24 protein-coding genes, 1 pseudogene and 1 other annotated feature are annotated in these 24,130 nt (G+C 35.5%); of the genes and pseudogenes, 16 read left to right on the top strand and 9 right to left on the bottom strand.

The window, feature by feature from the left end; translation table 11 throughout:
* Positions 1-19: 19 nt before the first annotated feature.
* The 4 genes from BAQ49_RS10440 to BAQ49_RS10425 are packed head-to-tail and all read left to right on the top strand — an operon-like array spanning position 20 to position 6,364.
* The gene (locus BAQ49_RS10440) at positions 20-1,495 is read left to right on the top strand and encodes a distal tail protein Dit (RefSeq protein ID WP_071745259.1); all 1,476 of its coding nucleotides are present in this window, start codon (positions 20-22) and stop codon (positions 1,493-1,495) included.
* Positions 1,492-5,130 (top strand): phage tail spike protein, encoded by a 3,639-nt coding sequence (locus BAQ49_RS10435; protein WP_071745258.1) that lies wholly within the window; start codon positions 1,492-1,494, stop codon positions 5,128-5,130. The genes BAQ49_RS10440 and BAQ49_RS10435 overlap by 4 nt, the downstream gene beginning before the upstream one ends.
* A gap of 38 nt (positions 5,131-5,168) precedes the next feature.
* Positions 5,169-5,594, top strand: coding sequence for a phage holin family protein (locus BAQ49_RS10430; RefSeq protein WP_071745257.1), 426 nt, complete (start codon positions 5,169-5,171; stop codon positions 5,592-5,594).
* Positions 5,594-6,364 (top strand): N-acetylmuramoyl-L-alanine amidase, encoded by a 771-nt coding sequence (locus BAQ49_RS10425; RefSeq protein ID WP_071745256.1) that lies wholly within the window; start codon positions 5,594-5,596, stop codon positions 6,362-6,364. Before BAQ49_RS10430 ends, BAQ49_RS10425 begins: the two co-directional genes overlap by 1 nt.
* Before the next feature lie 220 nt (positions 6,365-6,584).
* On the opposite strand, the gene BAQ49_RS10420 is transcribed toward BAQ49_RS10425, so the two are convergent.
* The 6 genes and pseudogenes from BAQ49_RS10420 to BAQ49_RS10400 form a co-directional block, all read right to left on the bottom strand.
* On the bottom strand, positions 6,585-7,076 hold the full coding sequence (locus tag BAQ49_RS10420) for a hypothetical protein (RefSeq protein ID WP_071745255.1): 492 nt from the start codon (positions 7,074-7,076) through the stop codon (positions 6,585-6,587).
* A gap of 166 nt (positions 7,077-7,242) precedes the next feature.
* Positions 7,243-7,725, bottom strand: a complete 483-nt coding sequence (locus BAQ49_RS10415; protein ID WP_071745254.1) for an antitoxin YezG family protein — start codon at positions 7,723-7,725, stop codon at positions 7,243-7,245.
* A 3-nt stretch (positions 7,726-7,728) separates the two neighbouring features.
* Positions 7,729-7,923: a DNA/RNA non-specific endonuclease gene (locus tag BAQ49_RS10410; protein WP_244159088.1), complete on the bottom strand. Its 195-nt coding sequence runs from the start codon at positions 7,921-7,923 to the stop codon at positions 7,729-7,731.
* Between the two features lie 144 nt (positions 7,924-8,067).
* Positions 8,068-8,415 carry a hypothetical protein gene (locus tag BAQ49_RS10405; protein ID WP_016130140.1) on the bottom strand — a complete coding sequence of 116 codons (348 nt, stop codon included), beginning with the start codon at positions 8,413-8,415 and terminating at the stop codon, positions 8,068-8,070.
* Positions 8,416-8,631: 216 nt separating this feature from the next.
* The gene (locus BAQ49_RS32855; RefSeq protein ID WP_165616035.1) at positions 8,632-8,769 is read right to left on the bottom strand and encodes a hypothetical protein; all 138 of its coding nucleotides are present in this window, start codon (positions 8,767-8,769) and stop codon (positions 8,632-8,634) included.
* A 232-nt stretch (positions 8,770-9,001) separates the two neighbouring features.
* Positions 9,002-9,181 (bottom strand): annotated as a pseudogene (locus BAQ49_RS10400) (SMI1/KNR4 family protein); the annotation flags it as partial.
* 160 nt (positions 9,182-9,341) lie between these two features.
* On the opposite strand from BAQ49_RS10400, the gene BAQ49_RS10395 reads away from it, so the two are divergent.
* Complete coding sequence (locus BAQ49_RS10395) at positions 9,342-11,204, top strand: GMC family oxidoreductase (protein WP_084667384.1); 1,863 nt, start codon at positions 9,342-9,344, stop codon at positions 11,202-11,204.
* Positions 11,205-11,399: 195 nt separating this feature from the next.
* On the opposite strand, the gene BAQ49_RS10390 is transcribed toward BAQ49_RS10395, so the two are convergent.
* Complete coding sequence (locus tag BAQ49_RS10390) at positions 11,400-12,167, bottom strand: hypothetical protein (protein ID WP_071745252.1); 768 nt, start codon at positions 12,165-12,167, stop codon at positions 11,400-11,402.
* A 109-nt stretch (positions 12,168-12,276) separates the two neighbouring features.
* On the opposite strand from BAQ49_RS10390, the gene BAQ49_RS10385 reads away from it, so the two are divergent.
* The 5 genes from BAQ49_RS10385 to BAQ49_RS10365 all read left to right on the top strand — a co-directional run bounded on the left by BAQ49_RS10385 (position 12,277) and on the right by BAQ49_RS10365 (position 16,483).
* Entirely contained in the window at positions 12,277-12,924 is a 648-nt protein-coding gene (locus BAQ49_RS10385) for an HD domain-containing protein (RefSeq protein WP_071745251.1), read from the top strand.
* Positions 12,921-14,816, top strand: coding sequence for an ABC-F family ATP-binding cassette domain-containing protein (locus tag BAQ49_RS10380; RefSeq protein WP_071745250.1), 1,896 nt, complete (start codon positions 12,921-12,923; stop codon positions 14,814-14,816). Before BAQ49_RS10385 ends, BAQ49_RS10380 begins: the two co-directional genes overlap by 4 nt.
* Positions 14,817-14,891: 75 nt before the next feature.
* Positions 14,892-15,623, top strand: a complete 732-nt coding sequence (locus BAQ49_RS10375) for a Bax inhibitor-1/YccA family protein (RefSeq protein WP_071745249.1) — start codon at positions 14,892-14,894, stop codon at positions 15,621-15,623.
* Between the two features lie 105 nt (positions 15,624-15,728).
* Positions 15,729-15,983 (top strand): DUF4318 domain-containing protein, encoded by a 255-nt coding sequence (locus BAQ49_RS10370; RefSeq protein ID WP_071745248.1) that lies wholly within the window; start codon positions 15,729-15,731, stop codon positions 15,981-15,983.
* Between the two features lie 161 nt (positions 15,984-16,144).
* Complete coding sequence (locus BAQ49_RS10365; protein WP_071745247.1) at positions 16,145-16,483, top strand: single-stranded DNA-binding protein; 339 nt, start codon at positions 16,145-16,147, stop codon at positions 16,481-16,483.
* Between the two features lie 47 nt (positions 16,484-16,530).
* On the opposite strand, the gene BAQ49_RS10360 is transcribed toward BAQ49_RS10365, so the two are convergent.
* Together BAQ49_RS10360 and BAQ49_RS10355 are read right to left on the bottom strand one after the other, a co-directional pair.
* Positions 16,531-17,121 (bottom strand): TetR/AcrR family transcriptional regulator, encoded by a 591-nt coding sequence (locus tag BAQ49_RS10360; RefSeq protein ID WP_071745246.1) that lies wholly within the window; start codon positions 17,119-17,121, stop codon positions 16,531-16,533.
* 168 nt (positions 17,122-17,289) lie between these two features.
* A complete protein-coding gene (locus tag BAQ49_RS10355) occupies positions 17,290-18,423 on the bottom strand; it encodes an FAD-dependent oxidoreductase (RefSeq protein ID WP_071745245.1) in 1,134 nt (377 codons plus the stop codon).
* A 258-nt stretch (positions 18,424-18,681) separates the two neighbouring features.
* Between BAQ49_RS10355 and BAQ49_RS10350 the strand changes: the two genes are divergently transcribed.
* The 6 genes from BAQ49_RS10350 (at position 18,682) to BAQ49_RS10325 (ending at position 24,103) form a co-directional block, all read left to right on the top strand.
* Positions 18,682-19,809, top strand: a complete 1,128-nt coding sequence (locus tag BAQ49_RS10350) for a conserved virulence factor C family protein (RefSeq protein ID WP_071745244.1) — start codon at positions 18,682-18,684, stop codon at positions 19,807-19,809.
* A 3-nt stretch (positions 19,810-19,812) separates the two neighbouring features.
* The gene (locus tag BAQ49_RS10345) at positions 19,813-20,196 is read left to right on the top strand and encodes a thiol-disulfide oxidoreductase DCC family protein (RefSeq protein ID WP_071745243.1); all 384 of its coding nucleotides are present in this window, start codon (positions 19,813-19,815) and stop codon (positions 20,194-20,196) included.
* An 83-nt stretch (positions 20,197-20,279) separates the two neighbouring features.
* The gene (locus BAQ49_RS10340; protein ID WP_000063705.1) at positions 20,280-20,714 is read left to right on the top strand and encodes a BrxA/BrxB family bacilliredoxin; all 435 of its coding nucleotides are present in this window, start codon (positions 20,280-20,282) and stop codon (positions 20,712-20,714) included.
* 50 nt (positions 20,715-20,764) lie between these two features.
* Positions 20,765-21,541 (top strand): class I SAM-dependent methyltransferase, encoded by a 777-nt coding sequence (locus tag BAQ49_RS10335; protein ID WP_071745242.1) that lies wholly within the window; start codon positions 20,765-20,767, stop codon positions 21,539-21,541.
* 40 nt (positions 21,542-21,581) lie between these two features.
* Positions 21,582-21,796 (top strand) — a binding site (T-box leader).
* Positions 21,797-21,840: 44 nt separating this feature from the next.
* A complete protein-coding gene (gene argS, locus BAQ49_RS10330; protein WP_071745241.1) occupies positions 21,841-23,529 on the top strand; it encodes an arginine--tRNA ligase in 1,689 nt (562 codons plus the stop codon).
* Between the two features lie 244 nt (positions 23,530-23,773).
* On the top strand, positions 23,774-24,103 hold the full coding sequence (locus tag BAQ49_RS10325; RefSeq protein ID WP_071745240.1) for a DUF2085 domain-containing protein: 330 nt from the start codon (positions 23,774-23,776) through the stop codon (positions 24,101-24,103).
* The last annotated feature ends 27 nt before the right edge of the window (positions 24,104-24,130 follow it).

Raw genomic sequence — 24,130 nt, 5'->3', positions numbered from 1 at the left:
GAAGAAAAGAGGTGTTAACATGAGTTCTTTTACATTTAACAATCAACGAAAAAACTTTGTTCAAATAGAAAAAGGATGGAAAAGACCAGCATGGGCACCATTGAAACGGAATTTTCTAAGTGTTCCAGGTTATTCAGGGGCAAGGTTATTAAACACACAAACTGACATACGTGTTCTTTCGATTCCTGTTGGAATTATAGTCCCTGATGGATTGGATTTAGAGATATTGAAAGAAGAAATAGCAGATTGGTTAATTACAGAACAGCCAGTAGAGCTTATTTTTGATGTAGAGCCAAACAGAACATATCTAGCTGTTGTGGACGAGGGGTTTGATCCAGATGAATTCGTCACTCTGGGTAAAGGAATCCTTAAATTTATTTGCCCAATGCCTTATAAGTTAGGGGCAGTACAAACGAAACAATTTGTTAATAACGTCGATGGTAATTTCCAAGCAGATATTGAAAACAAAGGTACTGTAGAAACGACCCCAGTTATCGATATTGTAACAGGCATTCAGAGCCCTTTCTTAGACGTTTGGAACGGCGATGAATATTTCAGACTTGGTTATCCTACAGGGATTAAAACTAAGGTTGTGAAGCAAGACGAACGGCTTATATGGGATGAAATGAAAAGTTTAGCTACTTGGACTGCTGTGACTGGACAAATAGGAATTTACAAAAGTTCGGGAGCTATGAAGGTGTGGCAAGGGTATGCTTTTACACCTGACTCATACGGAACGGGAACGGATACTGAGTGGCATGGTCCTTTTGTGAAGCGGACTATTCCTAATTCAGGGGGCGTTATCCAAGACTTTAGACTTGATGTGCAAATGAATTTCCAGTCCGAACACTGGAACAGAATGGGGAAAACTGTAGTAATGCTTTTAGATGCTAACGACAACGTAATAGTTGAACTAGCAATGGCTGATGAGTATATGAGTCATGAAATGACAACAGCACAAGCAATTATTGATTCAGGAGGTTCCAGAAAGTGGATTTCTGACGAGATGGGAGTGCACTCTGATACATTTAATGACTTTAGAGGACATGTATCAGTAGCTCGCAGGGGAAAAGAATGGAGTTTCTATTTTGCTAAGTATCGTAAAAATACTGAGATAGATGATGCTAGTTTTGTTCGTACATGGAGAGATGAGTCTGACAGTAATCCTATGACAGCTAGGCCAGTAGCAAAGATAGCTGTAGGGTGTATTGCTTATGGTGATAATCCACCTGCCGATATTGCATTTATTGAAGATGTTAAGTTTTGGAAAATAAACATTTTGAATGTAGACGAAACTCCTTATATTTTCGATGTAGGAGACAAAATTCAAATAGATACAGAAAGATCATTAGTAACGATCAACGGAACAAACGCAATTGCATTAAAAGATATATTCAGTTCATTCCCTGTTGTAAAGCGAGGGCAAAATAAAATTATTGTACGCCCTTTAAATATAGGTACTGCGCAAATAACATATAGGGAGCGTTTTAGATGAGAACACCAAGTGGGGACTTACATGTTGTTGATTTTAAAACAAGTCAAATCGTTTCGAATATACAGCCAAAAGACTATTGGGATGATAAAAGGCGTTGGGAAATCAAGAATAATATCGATACATTAGAGTTTAGAGTGTTTGAGAATACAGATCATGCGGCAACACTTATGCAGCAAAATTTAGTTTTGAAAGAAGTACGTGGTGGTAGAATCGTTCCTTATGTCATTACTGAAGCTGAAAAAGATTCTGATGATAGGTCATTAATGGTTTATGCATCAGGAGAATGGATTCAGCTTGCTAAAGCAGGAATTATTGAACCACAAAAAATTGAAAGTAAAACATTGAAACAATGCATGGAAATAGCCCTCAAAGGGACGAAGTGGGAAATAGGTAAAACAGAACATGATGGAGCGCATTCAATAGTAATTGAAGAATTTATTGATCCGTTGAATTTACTAAAAAAAATTGCCGCTTCTTTTGAATTAGAAATTCAATACCACGCTGAAGTTAGGGGCTCTCAAATTGTTGGTCGTTATGTTGATATGGTTAAGAAAAGAGGACGAGATACAAGAAAAGAAATAACTATTGGTAAAGATTTGATAGGAATTAAACGTATTGAAAACTCTCAAAATATTTGTACCGCCTTATTAGGTTATGTGCAAAAAGAAAATGGAGAATTCATTACGATCTCAGAAATAAATAATGGTGTTCCGTATCTTGTGGATGATGCAGCTTTTCAGCGGTGGAATGAAAAAGGAAAACATAAATTTGCTTTCTATACTCCACAAACAGAAGACCAAGATATGTCTCCACAAAGACTTATGACTCCACAAAGACTTATGACTCTGATGAAGACGGAAATGAATAAACTTGTGAATACTTCTGTTTCATACGAAGTTCAAGCTCAAAGTATATGGAGAACATTCGGACTAGTACATGAATTAATCAATGAAGGAGATAAAATCCGAATTATAGATACAGGTTTCACACCTAAATTATATCTTGAAGCGCGTACTATTGCTGGTGATGAATCCTTTAAAGACCCTACACAAGATAAATATGTGTTTGGTGACTATCGAGAGATTATTGATTCAAGTGAAGAATTACGTAAAATGTATCAAAAAATGCTTACAATGATTCAAGATAAAGTCTCTAAGGAGTGGTTTGATGCTTTAGAAGAAAAAGTAGTTGAAACAGAAAATAAAGCGAATACAGCAGTAGAAGAATCACAAACCGCCAAAGATTTAGCGAATGCTACAAAAGAGTACATGGATCAAAATATGGTTGATATCATAGAAGGCGTTAATCCTCCTACCACGGACCTTAAACCTAATAAGACATTATGGCGTGATATTAGTGGTGGTAGACCTGGTATTTTAAAAATATGGACAGGTACGATATGGGAAACTGTTGTTCCGGACGTCGAAGAAATACAGTGCGAACTAGAATTAACTAATGAGAAGTTAGCTTCTAAGATATCGGATAAGCAGATGCATGACTATATAGGAAATCTCGGAACTACTAACATATTAATTAACTCTATATTTGAGAAGAAAACGATTGATAACTACGGTAATGTATTAAGCCGTGAGCCGTCTATTGAGAAATGGGAGACGAACGCAGGAGCTATATCAGGTGTTACAGTTAAAGCTGATAAGGTAAAAAACTTTAGTGGTAGCAACTCGGTAAGTATTATCTCAAGCGGTCAAACCTCTGGAGTTTATGCGAACGTGTATCAAACAGTGCAAGTTGCCGCTGGAGCTATCGACTATGTTTTATCTACACGGATATACACAAACAATTTAGCTGCGATAGATGGAGGCGTAACTGCTGACGTAATTTTCTACAATGACGGAAACAGAGTAGACGGAAAACAGATAGACTTAAAGCCACTTCTTAAAAACAATGAATGGCAACTTGCTACCTTAAAAGTGCAAGCTCCCTCTACAGCAATTACAAGCGCTAAGATTTACTTTACCGTGGAAAAGAATGGAGCTCTATGGGTAGCTCAGCCTCAATTCCAACAAGGTATCGATCCTTCTACTTTCATGCCAAACCCTAAGGATATTACAAACTATGGGGAGATGATTGACACTATAGCAGGTAAAGTGGCCCAGTCAGAGTATAATCAAAAGATTTCAATTATGGATACTCAGATTGAACAAAACTCTCAAGCTATCACTCTTAAAGCTTCCTCTGAGGATGTATACAATAAAGTAGACTCAGACGGTAAGTATGGAGATAAAGCTATGGTGGAACGGCATGAGTCACAAATAGAGTTAAACTCCCAGGAGATAAGTCTACGTGTTAAAGAAGGTGATATTGCTTCTGCGCTTAACTTAACAGCTCAATCTGCATTGATTCAAGCTGATAAGATTTACTTGAACGGTTATATTGAAGCGAAACACCTTAAAGCTCAGACTTTGCAAGGGGTTACCATTCAAACTGCTCCTGCAGGTTCAGGTGCCAATCAAATTCGTTTAAATGCACAGAATTTAACTGTATACGGCGGTGGACGTAGTAGAGGTTATTTAGGGTTCATTGAGCGTACAGATGGGAATGTTCAGTCTGCTTTAATCCTTGGTAATGATTATGAGAATACAGGAACTCTGAACGGTTCTTTAGTAATTGATCAAACTACTATCAATTCAAACGTATTCACTAACTCCGTAGCTTCAATTGGGATTGCTACAGGTCGTAACGGAAATGACGTAATTAAATCATCTTATATCAACTTCTACAGATATGATGGAGCTATGCAAATTAACTCGGTAGGGGATATGAGCTTAACTAACACGGACGGTAACGTTAATCTTAATGCTAGTTCGACAGGTGATACTACAGGATTTATAACTATGAGTGCTTCTAAAGATATCTACTTTACTGCTAAACGTGGCTACTTTAATTTTTATACAAGTGATAACAAGTCATTCCCCTCAATGATAATTAAAGATTTAGCTCCAACTAATCAAGGAGATGTTGACTTTACATTTGCTAATCAGATTATGTTCAGGGTTGCAAGACACCCTGATTATGTAGGCGATGGATTACAGATTAAAAGCGCAACAGGTGACGCTTTTCGAGACATTAAACTAAGAACACTACGAGCAGAAGAAAATATAAGTGCTGTTGGTCAAATGTGGGCGAAAGCATTCAATCCTACATCGGCAAGAGAGTTAAAAACAAATATTACAGATCTTTCGTTCTCAGCTTTAGAAAAAATTAATGGTGTGAAAATTCAACAGTACAACTTCATTAATGATGTAGAGGCATATGAAGCAGGAGAGTTGAGCAAGTTAGTTACTTATTACGGCATGATAGCTGACGATACAGATTCAGTATTCACTGATGAAAATAAAACTGCTATTAGTCTATATAACTCGGTTTCTATTTCTATCCAGGCTATTCAAGAGGTAGACGTGAAAGTAAATCAAAATTCTATAGATTTAAATAGCGTAACAGAGACTTTAAGCGTTACAAACACGCGTGTAGACGAATTAGAGAAAGAACTTGAAGCGCAAAAACTTAAGGAGGTGGATCAAGATAAAAGAATTGCAGCACTAGAAGAAGCCTTTCAGAAATTGTTAAATGACGCGCAAACAACTAAAAACACAACTCAAACAGAGCAGCCATAAGCTGGTCTGTTTTTATTACATAAAAAGGAGAGGAAAAGATGGATCGTATTGATGTATTAATGAAAACATTTATAGCTACGTTTGGTGGCTTCTGTGGGTATTTCTTGGGAGGATGGGATGCAACATTGAAAATCTTAGTGACGATGGCAGTTATAGATTATTTAACTGGCATGATAGCAGCAGGATACAACGGAGAGTTAAAAAGTAAAGTAGGTTTTAAAGGCATCGCCAAAAAGGTGGTGCTTTTTCTTTTGGTTGGAGTGGCAGCGCAATTAGATACAGCGTTTGGAAGTAACAGCGCTATTCGTGAAGCAACAATCTTTTTCTTCATGGGTAATGAATTGCTATCACTTTTAGAAAACGCTGGTCGTATGGGAATTAAATTACCTACAGCTTTAACAAATGCAGTTGAAATATTAGGTGGTAAACAAAAACATGAAGTTAAAAAAGGAGAGGTTGAGTAATGGCTAAATATAGTTTACATGGTGGACATAACAGTATTGTACAAGGTGCTAACTACGGAAATGGAAAAGAACATATTATGGATCGTCAGGTGAAGGATGCAGTTGTTACAAAATTACGCTCTTTAGGACACACAGTTTATGATGATACAGACGAAGCAGGAGCAACTCAAGCGCAAAACTTATCAAACATCGTTCGGAATTGTAACTCTCATGATGTGGATCTTGTTATTTCATTTCACTTAAACGCATTTAATGGCACAGCTAACGGTGTAGAGGTTTGCTATTATGATCAGCAATCTCTTGCTTCTAAAGTTTCAACTCAACTGTCTAAAGACATTGGATGGAGCAATCGAGGTGCTAAAGAACGAAAAGAGCTATATGTATTGGCTAACACTAAAGCACCTGCCATTCTTATTGAGCTTGGATTCATCGATAACGAATCTGATATGGCCAAATGGGATGTAGATAAGATTGCTAATTCAATCGTTTTCGCTTTAACTGGACAATCAGTATCAGGCACTTCTAATAAATCTGGTGGTAACGTAAGTAATAACGGTGGCTATCAATACGTTAAATCAGGTGGGTTTGGCATCTCAATGGTTCAAGAAGTCGCAAACGCTATGAACGCGCGTGGAACGAAAGGGAAAGTTGTTTCTGATCCATTAACTGGCCTAGCGTACTTACAAACTGAAGTATTGCCAAACGGTGAACTTGATAAGATTACAGCTTGGATGGATGAGAAAAACTGGTGGTACGAGTACCTTAAATAACTGTCAGAACATACTATGTACTGCAAATGAAGCCTTTGTATATGTGAAGTAGGAGTTACAAAAGAGCACTCACTAATTAAGGGATGCTCTTTTGTATAATATATTTTTTACTGCTTGCTCAATCACTTTACACAAGTTGCTATACTCATCTATTCAGAAAGTTTGAAAAACATTTAGCTAATCAAGGCTTAAATTCCTAATACTAATATTAATTTACAAATTAATTTTTTAAAGAGTCAATTAGGTCTGTGTTGCAGCGCTTAAAGTGAATTTCATAACATTCTTCTTCAGAAAATATTTGTGCAATTTGCCCTGTACTCTTATCAGCAATTATAAATTCATTAGTTTCAGAAATGTCCCAAAGTTCCTCGATAGATTTTGTGAAATTCAATATTCTAACATTTGCCCATACCTGCTCTAAACAATTAGGAACTAATATAAAATATTCTGTTTTATGATTTGAAAAACTTAAAGAACCTAAAGAACTTTCAATCCATAAAATATACTTACTTTTAACATCACCAATAGGAATGTGAAATGTTGGATTAGAGTCTATATTACGAAACTGTTTCAATGCTGTGTCGAACAGTTTTATCCATTCAGAATCGGGATTTTCAAATTCAATAAGTTCTAAATTTGAAAATTGGCTAAAGACTTTTTTGGCACTGATTAATGCTTTTTTTCTACGAATCTTCTCATTTTGATATATCATAATTTTCCTGCCTCTCATTTGTTATAATAAATGTGATGATCGTTATTAATAAAGGAAATATAATTAAGTATGAGAATTATTCATTTTTAACCATTAAATTTTATAAAAAAATCCTCTATGAATGATAATTCATAGAGGGTAACATAACACACAATTATCAATATTTTTATTTATCTTCTATATTTTTAAGATAATTATCTAAAAACTTTTTATCGATTTCATTATCTGGTAAAATACCTAGGTTTTTATACATCCATATTATTTGTCTATCCATACTTCCTATTTCTGAAGATAAAATATCTTCATAATTATATTCTATTTTGAACTTACCAGAATTTTCTATCGTTAAAGTCAAATTTGTCCATAATTCCTGTTCGTTTTTTCTAAATTCTTCACGCAATTCTTCAAATTTATCAAATAGCTCAAATAGTAATTCTTTATAAATTTTTCTATCAACATTATAAACTTTGGGGATATCATTTGAATAAATGAATCCTTCTTTAGTAGGGATAGAAAAGTAGAAGAATACTTCTGTTGAGTCATTTAATACTTCTGCATATAGATGAATTTTTTCCCAATCACCTGGGATAATCTCGTCAACTCTTGTTCCTATTTCTTGATAGACGATTTCCATTTCTTTTGTTTCCATGGTTTAACCCCCATTTTGATTGTTCATTCGCATGAATTTTTCTATACCATTAATTTCATATTCTACATCAAATGATATTGGCCGTATATTATCCCCTGCATATTTAGGTTCTATTTTTACTTTCACAGTTTTGCCATCAGCTAAAGCTTTTGCCCACTCTTGTTCAAGACTATACCATTTACCACCAGAACGATTTATTTGTGAATTTTTCCAAAATGCTGGCGATATCTCTAAATGAACTCATACCAACAAAAGCGTTACAAGAACGCTTGTACCGGGCCAATTAACAGTAAAATAATAAAAAAAGCTGACATCTACATGAAATCAGCCTTTTTTATTATTTTACTTCTTTGTTCTTTCTTTTTTAAATTCCTTTTGTTTATCTAACCAAATATGAATTAAGTCTACTAATTCAATCGTTTCTATCTCACAAAATTCTCCCTTACCATCTTCGGCCAAATTGTCTAGGACAGTGGTTGTATCTTTCCGAATTTCTAAACCGCAAATGTTGCCATTTACTACTACGTAATCTTCTTTCCCATTTAAAACACTATGTATTTCTTCTAAAATCCAATCTCCAAATGCAGAAACTTCAACGCCTAAAAAAGTTTCAATAAGTTTAATTTCTTGAGGAAGCCTCATAACTAATTTTCCGTTGGTAAGTACTTCAAAGCTATATGGATATTTCATTACTATTGTACTCCTTTTCCTTTATACTAAAAATAAAATTTATTCCGATGGGAAAGCAGAGATGATTTTCCCATTTCCATCAATGTGTATGTGAAGTAAGAAATGAAAAGAGTGCACTCTTGGTCAAGGAGGTCACTCTTAAGTACACATTTATTTATAAAGAATCAATATAAAAATATATTCCTGACTGGATTTTGTTATCCAAAATGAAGGTTTTTATTTTTTTTCACAGCCACAACCTTTTTTCTTTGTGTATCCTTGTTGGGATAAGTTTTCTTGTGGTTGTTGGGAGGAAGTAGAGGAATTGTTATTTTTATTACTTGAATCATTTTTTTGATCATTATCCTTACTCATAATATCATCACCTCCAATTTAATATATATAACCTGTGGTGTTAATTGAAATTTATTCAATATTTTGTAACTGTTTGAGCATAAAAAAATCAACTATCATAACAAGTGAGAAACATATATTGATATACATCTCATGTGGTATTATATACCAAAAGTATAGTGGAGCGTGTGGGCTTGTTTTAAAAATAGGTATACACTTTAATAGTAAGAAAAAGTGTTTTTAAGATAAAAAGTATGTAAAGTTCATTTTGTACATTAATCTCTGCATTTGTACAATGTTGGATTACTTCTAAATAATCTAATGGTACATCTATTGATGAGAACTTTTGTAATTCTTGAATAGCCTCTTTACTCGCTAGTGATTCATGAGCTTCTAATGTGAAGGCCCCATTTAATTTTTCTAGAATATTCATTAATAGTCAATCCTTTCATATGATAATGAATAGAAATTTCGTTATGTTAACCTTACATGTATAGAGCATACATTTTTTAAAAAAGTAAAGACATTGGTACAAGAAACAAATTCTTTTTTACATTTAATATACTAAATGCAAAAAAGGAGCTTGATTATTCATGCCATCAAAAAAAAGAAATTGTTTCAATCCTCATGAATTTCCCTATTCATTATTTCCTTGTGCATTTCCTTGTGCAGTTCCAGAGCCTATAAAACCAATAGACCCTACCAAATTTGATTATATCGTGATTGGCGCTGGAACTGCTGGAGGAGTAATTGCCAAAGAATTAACGGATGACAAAAGTACTTCTGTACTAGTGCTTGAAGCAGGAACAAATATGACGAATGAGCTAAGTAACCCTAGCGTTCTTGCCGCCATTAATACAACCCGCGGTAACAGGTTTAGCTTTAATGTTACTTCTGAACTAGAGTCAACTATTGCACGTACACTTATTGCAACACATGGTCGCGCCATGGGGGGAAGCTCAGAAATTAGTGACATGTACGCCGTACGTGGGAGTAAAGAGTTGTATAACCAGTGGGCAAGCCTAGTTGGTGATCAATGGAGTTACGACAAGATTAGCGCTTTATTTGTAAAAAATGAAACCTATACAGGATCGACACAAAGCCCTAATGAACGAGGAACACAAGGGCCGATTTTTATTAGACAGCAGAATATTCCCCCTAATGGATTGATCAATACGTTAGTTCAAGCAACAAACACTGTATTGGGAACACCGATTGCTGAGGACTATAATACGGGCATAAGGGATTGTACATTTTATAAAACGCAATATATTCAAAAAGAGGTTAGCCCTGGCCAATTTGTCCGATCCTCAACGGCAACAGGCTATTTAAATGACCATATTGTCAGCCAAGGAAACCAGTCCAATCCAGATGAATTTGGAGTTGGTGGAAGAAATTTGGTTATTTTAGCTAAAACAACCGTTAACAAAATCTTATTTAAGAAAAAAGATGGTTTGAACATTGCTGTTGGTGTTGAATTTGTCAAGGATGGCGTTTCACATAGAAGGTTTGCAAGAAAGGGTATTATCGTCTCTGCAGGATTTTTTTCCTCAGTCATTCTACAACGTTCAGGAATCGGAAAATCGGATGATTTGGCTAATGCAGGTATACCAACATTGATAGAGAGTCCAAATGTGGGGCACAATCTTCAAACCCAGAATTATATTGGATTAGGGGTTGAGATAGATACCGCCCAAATTCTTCCGATATTTTTTACTGACCCCAACTATCCACTTATCCTAGGCGCTTTCCAAGCAGAGAATCCAATGAATCTATTAGAAAGTCGTCGTCTCCAACTGATAGGAGCTCCTCTCCCATTTTTTCTCCCTGCTTCAGATGTGATCAGCAATGGTTGGAGTTTAGATTTAACTTTCCAAACCACTCCAAGTATCATGAGTTTTGGTATGGTAGACGTGAAAACAAAAAGCCGGGGTACAGTGCTAGTGGAACATAGCGATCCAGAGGCTTATCCATCCCTTAACTTCAATCCGTTGGAAGATCCTAATGACCTAACGTATATGGTCGATCAATATAAGAGAATTTATAATATTATTGTAGAGGCTAGAGATCCACTGAAATACCCAAATAACGGCATCGGGAAAGTTGTATATCCTCCAGAGAGTATATTCCAGTTACCTGATAACGATCCTAACAAACAAAAGCAGCTTGAGAATTATGTCAAAGCCTCTTACACGAACTTCTCTATAGGCGGGCAGTGTCGGATGGGACAGACGATTCAAGATGGGGTTGTCGATGGATTCCTCAATGTGTTTGGTACCAAAAATCTTAAGGTTGCCGATCTATCTATTTCGCCTATTTTACCAGATGGTCAGCCGTCCGCCGCTGCTCAGATGATCGGGCTAAATGCGGTACGGTTTATAAAAGAGGATCCCTCCTCATATGTAATGACAGATTATGAACTTGAAGATTATGAAAATCAGATTAAAAAAACATAAATTAAATATTTATTCAATGGTTTTATTCTAATTTTTTGCTCACATTTTGCTCACAAATTATATAAAAACACGTGAAAAAATATGAAATGAATTTTTATAGTAAAATATAGTGAAATAAATAAAAAGTGCCATAAATGCTTGTTTAACAGTCATTTATGGCACTTTTTATTTTTATATTAAACAATATGAACACACTTAAAACTGCTCATTCTTCTCCCAAGATTCCACAATATAATGTGCAATCGTTGGATTAAATCCTTTACCAACTAAGAACATAATCGCAGCAACTTCTGTTAAAGCATGTTTGTGTGATGTATGTTTCGCTTCATTTAAACCGTAATCTACCCAAGGTTTTACGAAATCAAGGACAGGTTTCTTTAAAGGTAAAAACTGTGTACCGACAACTTGTTGGATTTGTTGTTGCGTTGGTTCTGTAATAGGTCCAGGTGGTAAAATTTGAGGCTGCGTAATATCGAGTGTAGGTCCAGGCGGTAAAATTTGAGGTTGCGTAGGATCAATAGTTGGTGGTGCTGGAGGTGAGACACGTGGGTCATAGTGTGGTTGATACATTTGTTGTTGGTATTGCGGTTGTTGTGGCTGAGTTGTATATGGATTTTGTTGATATTGTTGTTCTTGATTTTGCGGTGTTGGATATGGATTTTGTTGATATTGTTGTTCTTGATTTTGCGGTGTTGGATATGGATTTTGCTGATATTGTTGTTCTTGATTTTGCGGTGCTGCATATGGATTTTGAGGATATTCATAATTTGGACGTGTGTCATATGGATTTTGTTGATATTCAGCTTCTTGATTTTGCGGTGTTGCGTATGGATTTTGTTCGTATTGTTGTTCTTGCTGTTGCTGTTGTAATTCTTGTTCCTCATATTGTTCTGTATATCTTTGTTCCGGTTGCTGAGGGTAAAATGGTTGTTGTGGATAAGGCGGTTGATTATTATAGAACATGTTTATTCCTCCTTCATGATGATGCCTACCACCTAGTGTATGGGCGGACAAGAAAATATGTGATGAAAAAAGGCGGGCGTGTTACAATAAGAAACTGGGTGAAGATAAAATGACAAAACAAGAAAAGATTAAAAAAACAATTACTTTTGTAAAAAATATTTTAGAAAAAGATGCGAGTGGGCATGATTGGTATCATATTGAGCGCGTACATAAACTGGCGATTTCTTTATCCGGGCAAGAAGGAGGAAATCGTTTTATAATTGAAATGGCAGCATTACTTCACGATGTGGCAGATGAAAAGTTAAATGAAAGTGAAGAAGCAGGAATGAAAAAAGTTTCTGATTGGTTAGAAGAGTTACATGTAGATGAGGAAGAAAGTAAACATATTCTTCATATCATCGCCAATATGTCTTATAAGGGTGGGCATGGCGGCGCAGTTGAGTCAGTTGAAGGGAAAATTGTTCAAGATGCGGACCGTTTAGATGCCCTTGGAGCAATTGGAATTGCACGTACATTTGCATATGGCGGAGCGAAAGGGAGATTGATGTATGATCCAACTATTCCGCCGCGTGAAGTAATGACGAAAGAAGAGTATAGAAAAAATAACGATCCATCTTTAAATCATTTTTATGAAAAACTTTTAAAATTAAAAGACTTAATGAATACGAACGCGGCAAAACAAGAGGCTGAAGTTCGTCATCGTTATATGGAACAGTTTATTGAACAATTTATGAAAGAGTGGAATGCACAAATATGAAAATGTTAACTGTGGAGAACTTATCGAAATCATATGGAGAAAAACCGTTATTTGATGGATTATCATGTAGTATTACAGAAGGACAACGTGTCGGAATTATTGGTGTAAACGGTACTGGTAAATCGACATTATTAAAAATTATTGCAGGATTAGAAACTCCTGATACAGGTGATATGACGCATTCACGTGGATATACAATTAGTTATTTATCACAGCAACCAGAGTTTGATGAAAAACTAACAGTATTAGAGCAAGTGTTCCATGGTGATACACCTTTAATTCGTCTTCTTCGTGATTATGAAAAAGCACTATTAAATATCGAAAAAGATCCAAGTAATGAAAAAGTACAGGAACAATTATTTGCAGTGCAGCAACGTATGGATGCAATGAGTGCATGGGAAGCAAATGCAAATGCGCAATCACTTCTAACGAAATTAGGAATTACAGATTTCACTGCAACTGTTGGGAATTTATCTGGTGGACAGAAAAAACGTATCGCAATGGCGCAATGTTTTATTGAAACACCTGATTTATTAATTTTAGACGAGCCTACGAACCATCTTGACCATGAAACAGTTGAATGGTTAGAAGAATATTTAGCAAGATATACAGGTGCGGTATTACTTGTAACCCATGATCGTTATTTCTTAGATCGTGTGACGAATCGTATTTTTGAATTAGATAATGGTAAACTATATAGCTACGAAGGAAACTATAGTACATTTTTAGAAGCGAAAGCACTTCGTGAAGAGCAAGAATTGGCACAAGAATCAAAACGCCAAAATTTATATCGTCGTGAACTTGCTTGGATTCGCCGTGGTGCAAAAGCCCGTTCTACGAAACAAAAGGCGCGTATTCAGCGATTTGATGAGCTAAAGGGACAAGAAGGACCAGCTGCAAAACAGTCAGTTGATATTGCACTAAGTGGAAGTCGTCTAGGAAAAAAAGTACTTGAGTTAAAAGATGTAACGAAAAACTTTGGCGATAAGACGGTACTACATAATTTTAATCATATTGTGAAACCAGGCGATCGTATCGGAATTATTGGGGCGAATGGAAGCGGGAAATCTTCTCTATTAAATATGCTTGCAGGCAAATTATCTCCTGATAGTGGTGAAGTTGAAGTAGGACAAACTGTAAAAGTTGCTTATTATACGCAAGAAAATGAAGAGATGAATTTAAATCAGCGTATGATTGAATACATTAAAGAGATTGCAGAAGTTATTCATACAACAGATGGAAAAGTAATTGGTGCATCTCAAATGTTAGAACGTTTCTTATTCCCGACGCATTCACATGGTACACCGCTTGGTAAACTATCTGGTGGCGAAAGAAGACGTTTATATTTATTACGTATTTTAATGGGAGAACCAAACGTACTATTACTCGATGAACCTACGAATGATCTAGATACACAAACATTAACAGTACTAGAAGATTATTTAGAAGATTTCCCAGGTGTCGTTTTAACTGTATCGCATGACCGTTACTTCTTAGATAAAGTAGTAGATGAACTGTTCATCTTTACTGGCGGAGGCGAAGTGCGTGAGTTCCTAGGTAGTTATACAGATTATTTAGAAATGGAAAAAACGAAAGAACTTATTGAGAAAGCGGAAGTTCAAAAAGAGAAAAAAGTAGTAGAAGAAGCTCCAAAACAACAACGTAAACGTAAACTTTCATACAATGAGCAGCGTGAATGGGAAACGATTGAAGATACAATTGCCGAACTAGAAGAGAAAATTGAGTCAATAGGAGAAGAACTTACGAAAGTTGGATCTGACTTCACAAAGGCACAAGAATTATCTGAAGCACAGCAGAAAACAGAAGAAGAGCTAGAAAAAACGATGGAAAGATGGAGTGAACTATCAGACATCGTTGAAGGATTAAAATAAAAACAAGCTGCATATATTGAAAAGTAAAGAGAAAAACTTTACACTATTGGTAGAACCTATTTTAGGAGGGAAAAAATGAGAACATCTAATCCAATGTTGAAAAAAGAGGCATTCCGTAAAGAAGGAGCAAATGCTTCTGCGATGACTATTGGCGGAACAGTAGGCAAAACGTTTATCATGCTTATCTTGCTGCTTGCAACGTCTGTCTATTCATACATACAGATGACGCAAGGAACGATGAAGATGCCAGTATTAATTGGTGCTTTAGTTATTGCGGCAATCGTTGCGTTTGCGTCTATATTCTTCCCGCGCATATCACCTATTGGTGCACCAATCTATGCAGCGGTAGAAGGGGTTGTATTAGGAAGTATTTCAGCGGTTTATACAATGAAATTTGGCGATACTATTGTTTTAAACGCTGTGTTACTAACAATCTCAATTCTATTTGCGATGTTAGTTTTATATGCAACACGCGTAGTAAAAGTAACTGATAAATTCCGTACAGGTGTAATAGCAGCGACAATGGGAATTGCGGTTATGTATTTAATCGTATTCTTATTAAACATGTTCGGTGTAACTGTTCCATATATTCACCAAGGCGGAACTATTGGTATTATCATTAGTGCGGTTGTTATTGTAGTTGCTGCATTAAATTTATTACTAGATTTCGATTTAATCGAAAGCGGTGCACGTAGCCAAGCTCCAAAATATATGGAGTGGTACGGTGCAATGGGTCTAATGATGACTCTAGTATGGTTATACTTAGAAATTCTTCGTTTTGTTTCTTACTTTACGAAAAATGACTAATAAAAAAATCCTGCATGAAATGTGCAGGATTTTTTATTTTCAAAGATAAATTGAATACATGGTATAATATGGGATGTTAAAAGCTTGAATGGAAGGGGATGGAATATGATGAAAGAGAAGAAAGGGATTATGAAAAAACTATTTTCTAAAAGTTTTTTCATAGAACTAGATGATGCTTTAACATATCCGTCAGCAAAATTCATTTGTGCAGCTATTGAGGGATATGCAACTGAATGTAAGGAACAGCTAAACTTTGAGAGTAAAGTTAAACCGATTACATTCTACTTAGAAGATGTATTGTTTAGCGCTGAAATAAAGATGGCTCGCGGAGGATATTACATCTCTTGCAGTGAAGTATAATATTTTTGGAAACCTTACATGTTTGAAATATGTAAGGTTTCTTTTTTACTTTTAAAAGATATAAAGTAGTACTTTTCACTTGAAAATATATCATTTTGCACGTTTTACCCTGCGCAAATTTTTCCTTACAATGAAGAAAAATATGTGAGGTGGTATAACTTATGATGAATCGAGTTGTATTAATCGGTAGATTGACAAAGGAGCCAGAATTATACTACACAAAACAAGGTGTCGCTTATGCACGGATATGTGTTGCGGTGAATAGGGGGTTTCGAAATAGTTTAGGTGAACAACAAGTAGATTTTATTAATTGTGTTGTTTGGCGAAGGTCGGCGGAAAATGTAACAGAATATTGTACGAAGGGCTCACTTGTTGGGATTACAGGGCGTATTCATACGAGTAATTACGATGATGAACAAGGAAAGAGAATATATAGAACTGAAGTAGTGATTGAGAGCATTACATTTTTGGAGAGAAGACGTGAGGGTGCATCACAATAAAACGTAAAGAGCATTAATAATTAAGAGGGCTATGTAGTATAGCCCTCTTAATTTTGACTGATACCTTCCCAAACAACATCTAACTGTTGATTGAGTAAATTTTTCGTATTTATTTCATTAGCATGTAATAGCGAGTGGGACATTAGTGTATAAAAATAAGTACTCATAATAGTAGAAGTGATGGTATTTGTATCCCATGGACTGTGTAATGTTCCTGTCTCTTTCGCTTCTGTAATAATAGAAGACAAACTTTCTTGTAGCTGGTGTATACTTTTTAATTCATTTTCTACTAAGTAGTTAGATTTAATAATTTCAAAGACGGCATGCTTCATTAATTCACCATGTCCAGTAAATCGATCCAGTAAATCTCCTAAAACAAGTTTGATTCGCTCTTTCGGATGTTCCACATTTGAATATGTTTTTAAACTTTCATTCCATAGTTCAATTTGAGAATCACCTAAAAATAATAATATGTTTTCTTTTTTCGGAAAGTAGTTGAAGAAAGTTCCTTTTGCAATCCCACATGCAGTAGTAATATCTTGAACCGTTACATTTTCGTACCCGCGTTCTTGAAAGAGTTGTACTGCTTTTAGGAATATAAGTTCTTTTAATTCTTTTTTTCTCGTTTCTCTAAGCATATTATCTTCTCCTAACATAAACAATTATATCTGTTTATTAGATAATCTCAAACGAAATTGTATTTCATAAACAAATTTACTATTTAATGAAGTTTAATACAATCATGGGAGTTTTTAGGTCGTGTTGTATTTGAAAACCCTTTGTGGATGTAGCGTTGTAGTTTCTTGTTATAAATGAAAATTATATAGTTCATGTGCTTGCTTTTCAGAAACCCATTTCGGAATATGTTTCATTACTTCGTTTCTTACTATAATCAAAGGTTTACTTTCCATTTGCGCCATTTTTCCAACTTTCCATGCAGTGTTTGAGATTTTTTCAATTCTATCTCGTCTTTTTTGTTCGTATTCTATAAATGCTTGACGATAGTGGGCATTTTTTCTGATACATTCTGCAAGGATGATAGCATCTTCAATTGCTTGACACGCCCCTTGACCTAAATTAGGTGTAAGTGCATGGGCAGCATCTCCAATAAAGACGATGCGTTTGTCAAAAAATTGTTTCATTGGAGTGATGTCTACAATATCACGATGAATCATATTAACGTCAGATGCGTTTTTTAAAATAGCTGTGATGGGATTATGATAATTTTTGAAATGATTATATAAATCTGCTGTTGTGTAAGCTGTATATTTTTGATCTCTAGCTTTAGCGTTTATGAGCGCATACCAGTATACTTCGTTGTTTGGAAGAGGGACAATGCCAAATCGACCGTTTGTTCCCCATGTTTCAATAAAATCATTTGTTAGAGATAGATTATGAGTTGGAGTTACACCACGCCAACACGTATATCCGGCATAACGATAACCATCGTTTTGTGTTACTTGTTTTCGGACGACAGAATGAATACCATCAGCAGCAATGAGTATATTGCCGAATGTTTCACTACCATCTTGAAATAATATTTTTAAGGCGTTTTCTGCATTTTGTTCTATTTTTACGCACTCTTTTACCCACTCGACAGTACCTTCTTGTAGTTCGGAAAGTAGCAATTGATGTAAATCTTTTCTATGGATGGAGTACATTTTTGGATAACAAGCTGGAATGGTCAATTTACTAAATATAGTTCCTTTTTCGGATACAAGGTTAAAACCGTCACTTTCATTGCCGAATTTTTTTATTTGCTCAGAAATTCCGTATGGTTCAAGTGCTTGCATTGCATTTGGGGCAATGATAATACCTGCACCAGCAACAGTAGATTCAATATTTTTGTCATACACTTTTACATCTAATCCTATTTTTTGTAAGGAGATTGCTGCGCAAAGACCAGCGATACCACCACCAATAATCATGACATTATTCATTTGTTATCCCTCCACTTTTAAATGACTTTGATCATAAAATGACTACGGTCATTTTATGGGTTAAGATTAATACCTTTTTTTGTTATTGTCAATTAGACTTTTAACTATAGTTCCGGAACGATTAGGTGAAAATAGTAATAATTGAAATTCTAAAAATGTGGAAGAGGAATTAGTAAAATTAAGCATCCGAGTAGGAGTATAGAGGAATAACATGTTACAATACAGCTAAGAACACGCAATAAAGGAGAGTATTTTTACGTGAAAATTAAAGCAATTGAACCAACGCCAAGTCCAAATACAATGAAAGTTATTTTGAATGAAGTATTACCATCAGGAGCGCGTAATAATTATACAAATGAAAATAAAGAACAAGCACCAATGCAAGTGCAAGAAATTTTGAAAATAGAAGGCATTAAAGGTGTATACCATGTAGCAGACTTTTTAGCAGTGGAGCGAAATGCGAAGTATGACTGGAAAGTTTTATTACAACAAGTTCGTGCCGTTTTTGGTGAAGAAATAGTGGGAGAAAGCGAAGAACAACAACTTTCTCATTTTGGAGAAGTGAAAGTGTTTGTTCAAATGTTCTTTACTATTCCGATGCAAGTGAAGTTAACAGATGGAACATCGGAAGAGCGTGTAGGCTTACCTGATCGTTTTAAAGAATCTATTATGAAAGTGCAAATGTCTGCACCTAACGTTGTGAAAGAGCGCAAATGGGTAGAGCAAAGTACACGTTACGGTAATTTTGAAGAAATCGGGAAAGAAGTAGTAGAAGAAATTGTTGCTGCTTATTCAGAAGAACGTGTAAATGAAACGGTTAAAGAACTATTGAATCAAGCGGGTGCTGTTGAAGTAACGATTCAAAAGCGTGAGCCATATAAAGTAACAGAAGAGATGATGAAAGATGCTGACTGGAAAAACCGTTTTGCGGCTTTAGAACAAATGGATCCTACTGAAGAAGATATGCCGATATTGAAAATGGCATTAGAGGATGAGAAAGTATCTATCCGCCGTTTAGCAACAGCGTATTTAGGTATGGTAAAAGGTGATGGAGTATTGCCGTTATTATATAAAGCGCTATTAGATCGTTCTGTAAGTGTCCGCCGTACAGCAGGAGATTGCTTATCAGATGTAGGTGATCCAGCTGCGATGTTCGTTATGATTAAATCTCTGAAAGATTCAAGTAAATTAGTACGCTGGCGTGCAGCAATGTTCTTATTTGAACTTGGTGATGAAAGTGCAATTCCGGCACTAAAAGCAGCAGAAGATGATCCAGAGTTTGAAGTGGCGATGCAAGCGCGTTTAGCTTTAGAACGTATTGAAGGCGGCGAAGAAGCCAAAGGATCAGTATGGAAGCAAATGACGGAGTCTCGTAAAGGGGAATAGTTTATGATTGTTTTCTATGATAGTTGGTGTCCGATGTGTACAGCAGTTGCAGAGCGTATGAAAAGATTAGATAAAAAGGGTAAGATGAAATTTGTTTCATTTCGAGATGAAGATGTAGTTGAGAAGTATGAACTTTCTCAAGAATTACAAAGTAAGATGGAACAAAGATTGTATATTTTAAAAAATAATAAGTGGTATGATGGAATTCATAGCATTAACGTATTAGCAAAGGCTGTTCCATCTTATTGGTTTGCAGTGCCTTTTATAAAGCTATCTATCGTACTTGGATTTGGAAGTAAAGTATACGATTATATCGCTAACAATAGAAAACTCGTCCCAGTTGGACACTGCCGTGAAGGGGTTTGTGAAATCCCTACAAAAAAATGAAATCATCGTTATCTTTCTTTTGCACCTATTAATAGAGCGTGATATGATGAATTTGGAATGAAAGTTGAAGGAGAGATTACAAGATGTCAAATGCTTATGAAGAATACATGCGTCAAATGGTAATTCCAATGCGCCAAGAATTAGTGCGTTCTGGATTTGAAGAGTTAACTACAGAAGAAGCTGTAACAGAATTTATGGAAAACACGGCAGGTACAACTTTAGTAGTTGTAAACTCTGTTTGTGGTTGTGCAGCTGGTTTAGCACGCCCATCAGCAGGTCAAGCGGTTGTACGTGCTGAAAAACAACCTGATCATCTTGTAACTGTATTTGCAGGTCAAGATAAAGATGCTACTGCAAAAATGCGTGAATACTTCGGAGAAATTCCTCCATCTTCACCATCTATGGCATTACTAAAAGGAAAAGAAGTTGTTCACTTCATTCATCGTCATGAAATTGAAGGTGCAACTATGGACGAAATTATTACGAACTTAGAACAAGCTTTCGAAAAGAATTGCTAAAGTAGGGGGGAGAGTGAATCTCCCTCTTTTCTTTATATAGAGGTGAAACAATGATAGTAACAACAGCAGGAAGAACAAATAAAGAAATGACAGCTTATGCAAATAAGGTAGCAGAAGAATTAAATAGTTCTTTCGTTATACGTAATGATATACCTGTACATAAATTGCATGAACAGTATGAACAAGATGTACTTGTTGTAGGAAAAAATCGTTTAGCCATTTATCCAAAAGGAACGGAAGAGTCGTTTTTCTTTCATCCAAACTCAGCAATGTTTCGTGTGAAAAGATTAATGCGCGGAGAACACGATCCGTTTGTACAAGCTGCTAAATTAGAGAGCGGAATGACAGTGTTAGATTGTACGCTCGGTATGGCATCAGATAGTATTGTAGCTAGTTATATTGTTGGTAAAAGTGGAAGAGTAACAGGACTTGAAGGAAATGAATATATGGCTTATATCATGGGAAAAGGCTTGCAAACTTGGTCTTCGTCTGTTGCAGAAATTGATGAGGCAATGCAAAGAATCGATGTAAAGCAAACAGAGCATTTCGCATTTTTAACGCAATGTGAAGACAATAGTTACGATGTTGTTTACCTTGATCCGATGTTTGAAGAAACTGTCATAGAATCAGATGGAATAAAAGGATTAAAACACTTCGCTTTGTATCATGATATTACTGACGAAACAATTGCGGAAGCGAAGCGTGTGGCGAGAAAGCGTGTCGTTCTGAAAGATCATTTTCGTAGTTCTAGATTTGAAAAACATAATTTTCACGTATACAAAAGAAAAAGTGCTAAGTTTCACTTTGGTGTAATTGACCCTTGCTAATTGTTTGAAAAGATGTATAATAAGCAATAATCAATTAAATATACTGTCGGTGATGAAGAGAGTAGTCTTTTTCAGAAGGAAAGCGAGCTAGGGATGGTGTGAGCCTAGTGCGGAAGAAAAAGATGAAGCGCACTTCGGAGATGCTTCTTGAATGAATAGTAGAGTAAGCCGAGGTCCCCTGTCCTCGTTATAAACGGGAAAGTGGTTCGTAATGAACAACAAGGGTGGTACCACGGGTTAAAACTCGTCTCTTTTTTAGAGACGAGTTTTTTGTATTCAAAAAATAAGGAGGTTGTATTATGGATTATAAAACGCAGTTTGCAAAAAGTTTATCGAATATTTTTACGAATGAATTAACGCAAAATCAAATTTTAGATTTAATCGAAACACCAAAACAAGATGAATTCGGAGATGCAGCGTTCCCATGCTTTTCACTAGCGAAGCAATATAAAAAATCGCCGGCTATTATAGCGAAGGAAGTTGCGGAGAAATTAAATGATCCGTTCTTTACGAAAGTAGAGGCCGTTGGTCCTTATGTAAATGTATTTTTCAATCGTGAAACTGTAAGTGATGCAGTATTAAAAACGATTTTAGCTGAGAAAGAAGAGTACGGTCAAAATTACTTTGGATGTGAAAAAACGGTAGTTATCGATTATTCCTCTCCTAATATCGCGAAACCTTTTTCAATGGGGCATTTACGTTCTACAATGATTGGTAATTCACTGAAACGTATCGCTGAAAAATGTGGTTATGAAGTTGTAGGAATCAATTATATTGGCGATTGGGGCACGCAGTTTGGGAAGTTAATTACCGCGTATAAAAAATGGGGAAATGAAGCAGTAGTTAAAGAGGATCCAATACGTGAGTTATTTAAGTTATATGTTCAATTCCATGAAGAGGTAAAAGAGAACGAGGAACTAGAAGAAGAGGGACGCGCTTGGTTTAAAAAATTAGAAGAAGGTGATGAAGAAGCAGTCGAGCTTTGGAACTGGTTCCGTCACGAATCTTTAAAAGAATTTTCACGTATTTATGAACTTCTCGGTGTGGAGTTTACAAATTTTCAAGGAGAAGCTTTCTATAATAATTTAATGGAAGATTTCATTGTAATATTAGAAGAAAATGATTTGCTTGAAGAATCAGAAGGCGCATTAGTCGTTAATTTAGAAGAAGAAGGTATGCCGCCATGCTTAATTAGAAAATCAGATGGTGCGACTATTTATGCAACACGTGATTTAACAGCGGCATTGTATCGCCAAAACACATACGATTTTGATAAAGCTTTATATGTAGTCGGACCAGAACAAAGCTTGCATTTTAATCAATTTTTCACTGTATTAAAAAAGCTTGGCTACACTTGGGTTGATGGAATGGAACATGTACCGTTCGGGTTTATATTAAAAGATGGCAAGAAAATGTCGACACGTAAGGGCAGAATTATTTTATTAGAAGAAGTACTAGAAGAAGCTGTTGCACTTGCGGAACAAAATATTGAAGAGAAAAATCCGAATTTAAAACAAAAAGAAGAAGTGGCAAAGCAAGTAGGTGTGGGAGCAGTTATCTTCCACGATTTAAAAAATGAGCGTATGCATAATATTGAATTCTCATTAGAAAATATGTTGAAATTTGAAGGGGAAACAGGACCGTATGTACAATACACACATGCGCGTGCTTGTTCAATTTTAAGAAAAGAAAGTGTAGAATTTGAAACGTGTACTTTTGAATTAAAAGACGATTATAGCTGGAGTGTAGTAAAATTACTCAACAGATTCCCGCAAGTAATTGAAGCGGCCTTCAACAAAAATGAGCCATCTATTATTTCAAAATACGTATTAGATGTAGCACAAGCGTTCAATAAATATTATGGAAATGTTCGTATTTTAGAAGAGAACGAAGAAAAAGAGAGTAGACTCGCATTAGCTTATGCTGTGACAGTTGTATTAAAAGAGGGATTACGTTTACTTGGGGTGGAGGCACCTGAGGAGATGTAAATAATAATTTTGTGCTTATGCGCAGAGAGAAATATTCACATCACTTTACTAATAAACTGCAGATCAAATTAAAGCGTAATATAGAGTAACAAAAAGACAAAACAGGCGATTATTAGCCTGTTTTGTCTTTTTGTATTTTCTTAAATAAACTCTTATCTATATAGAGTTATACGCTGTGAAGTGTAAGAACTCTATAATTTTGTTGCGAAATCAATTAAAATATTTGTAGAGAGGATGGTCCGTATTGATTCGAGGTTTCATTTTACATATTCCTTGTCATAGACTACCGGAAAGGAGTTTTCTTAAATTACAAAAATACATGCCTTTATGTGCGCGATGCACAGGTATGTTAATTGGTTTCTGTATGTTTCCAATTTACTTTTTAATAACACCTTCGTTTAGTCTCTCATTAATGCTATCCTTTTTTGCCCAAATTCCATTAATAATTGATGGATTCACCCAAAAGTGGAAATGGCGAAGCAGCACAAATTTGCTAAGAGTAACTACCGGCCTATTAAGCGGTAATGGTATGGGACTATTTATTGTATCTAGTATTATATGGATTACATCTTAAACCAAATATCAACGGAGGTAGCTACTT

It is taken from the genome of Bacillus proteolyticus, assembly GCF_001884065.1.
Classification (GTDB): domain Bacteria; phylum Bacillota; class Bacilli; order Bacillales; family Bacillaceae_G; genus Bacillus_A; species Bacillus_A proteolyticus.
This window is presented reverse-complemented; position numbering and strand designations above follow the sequence as displayed.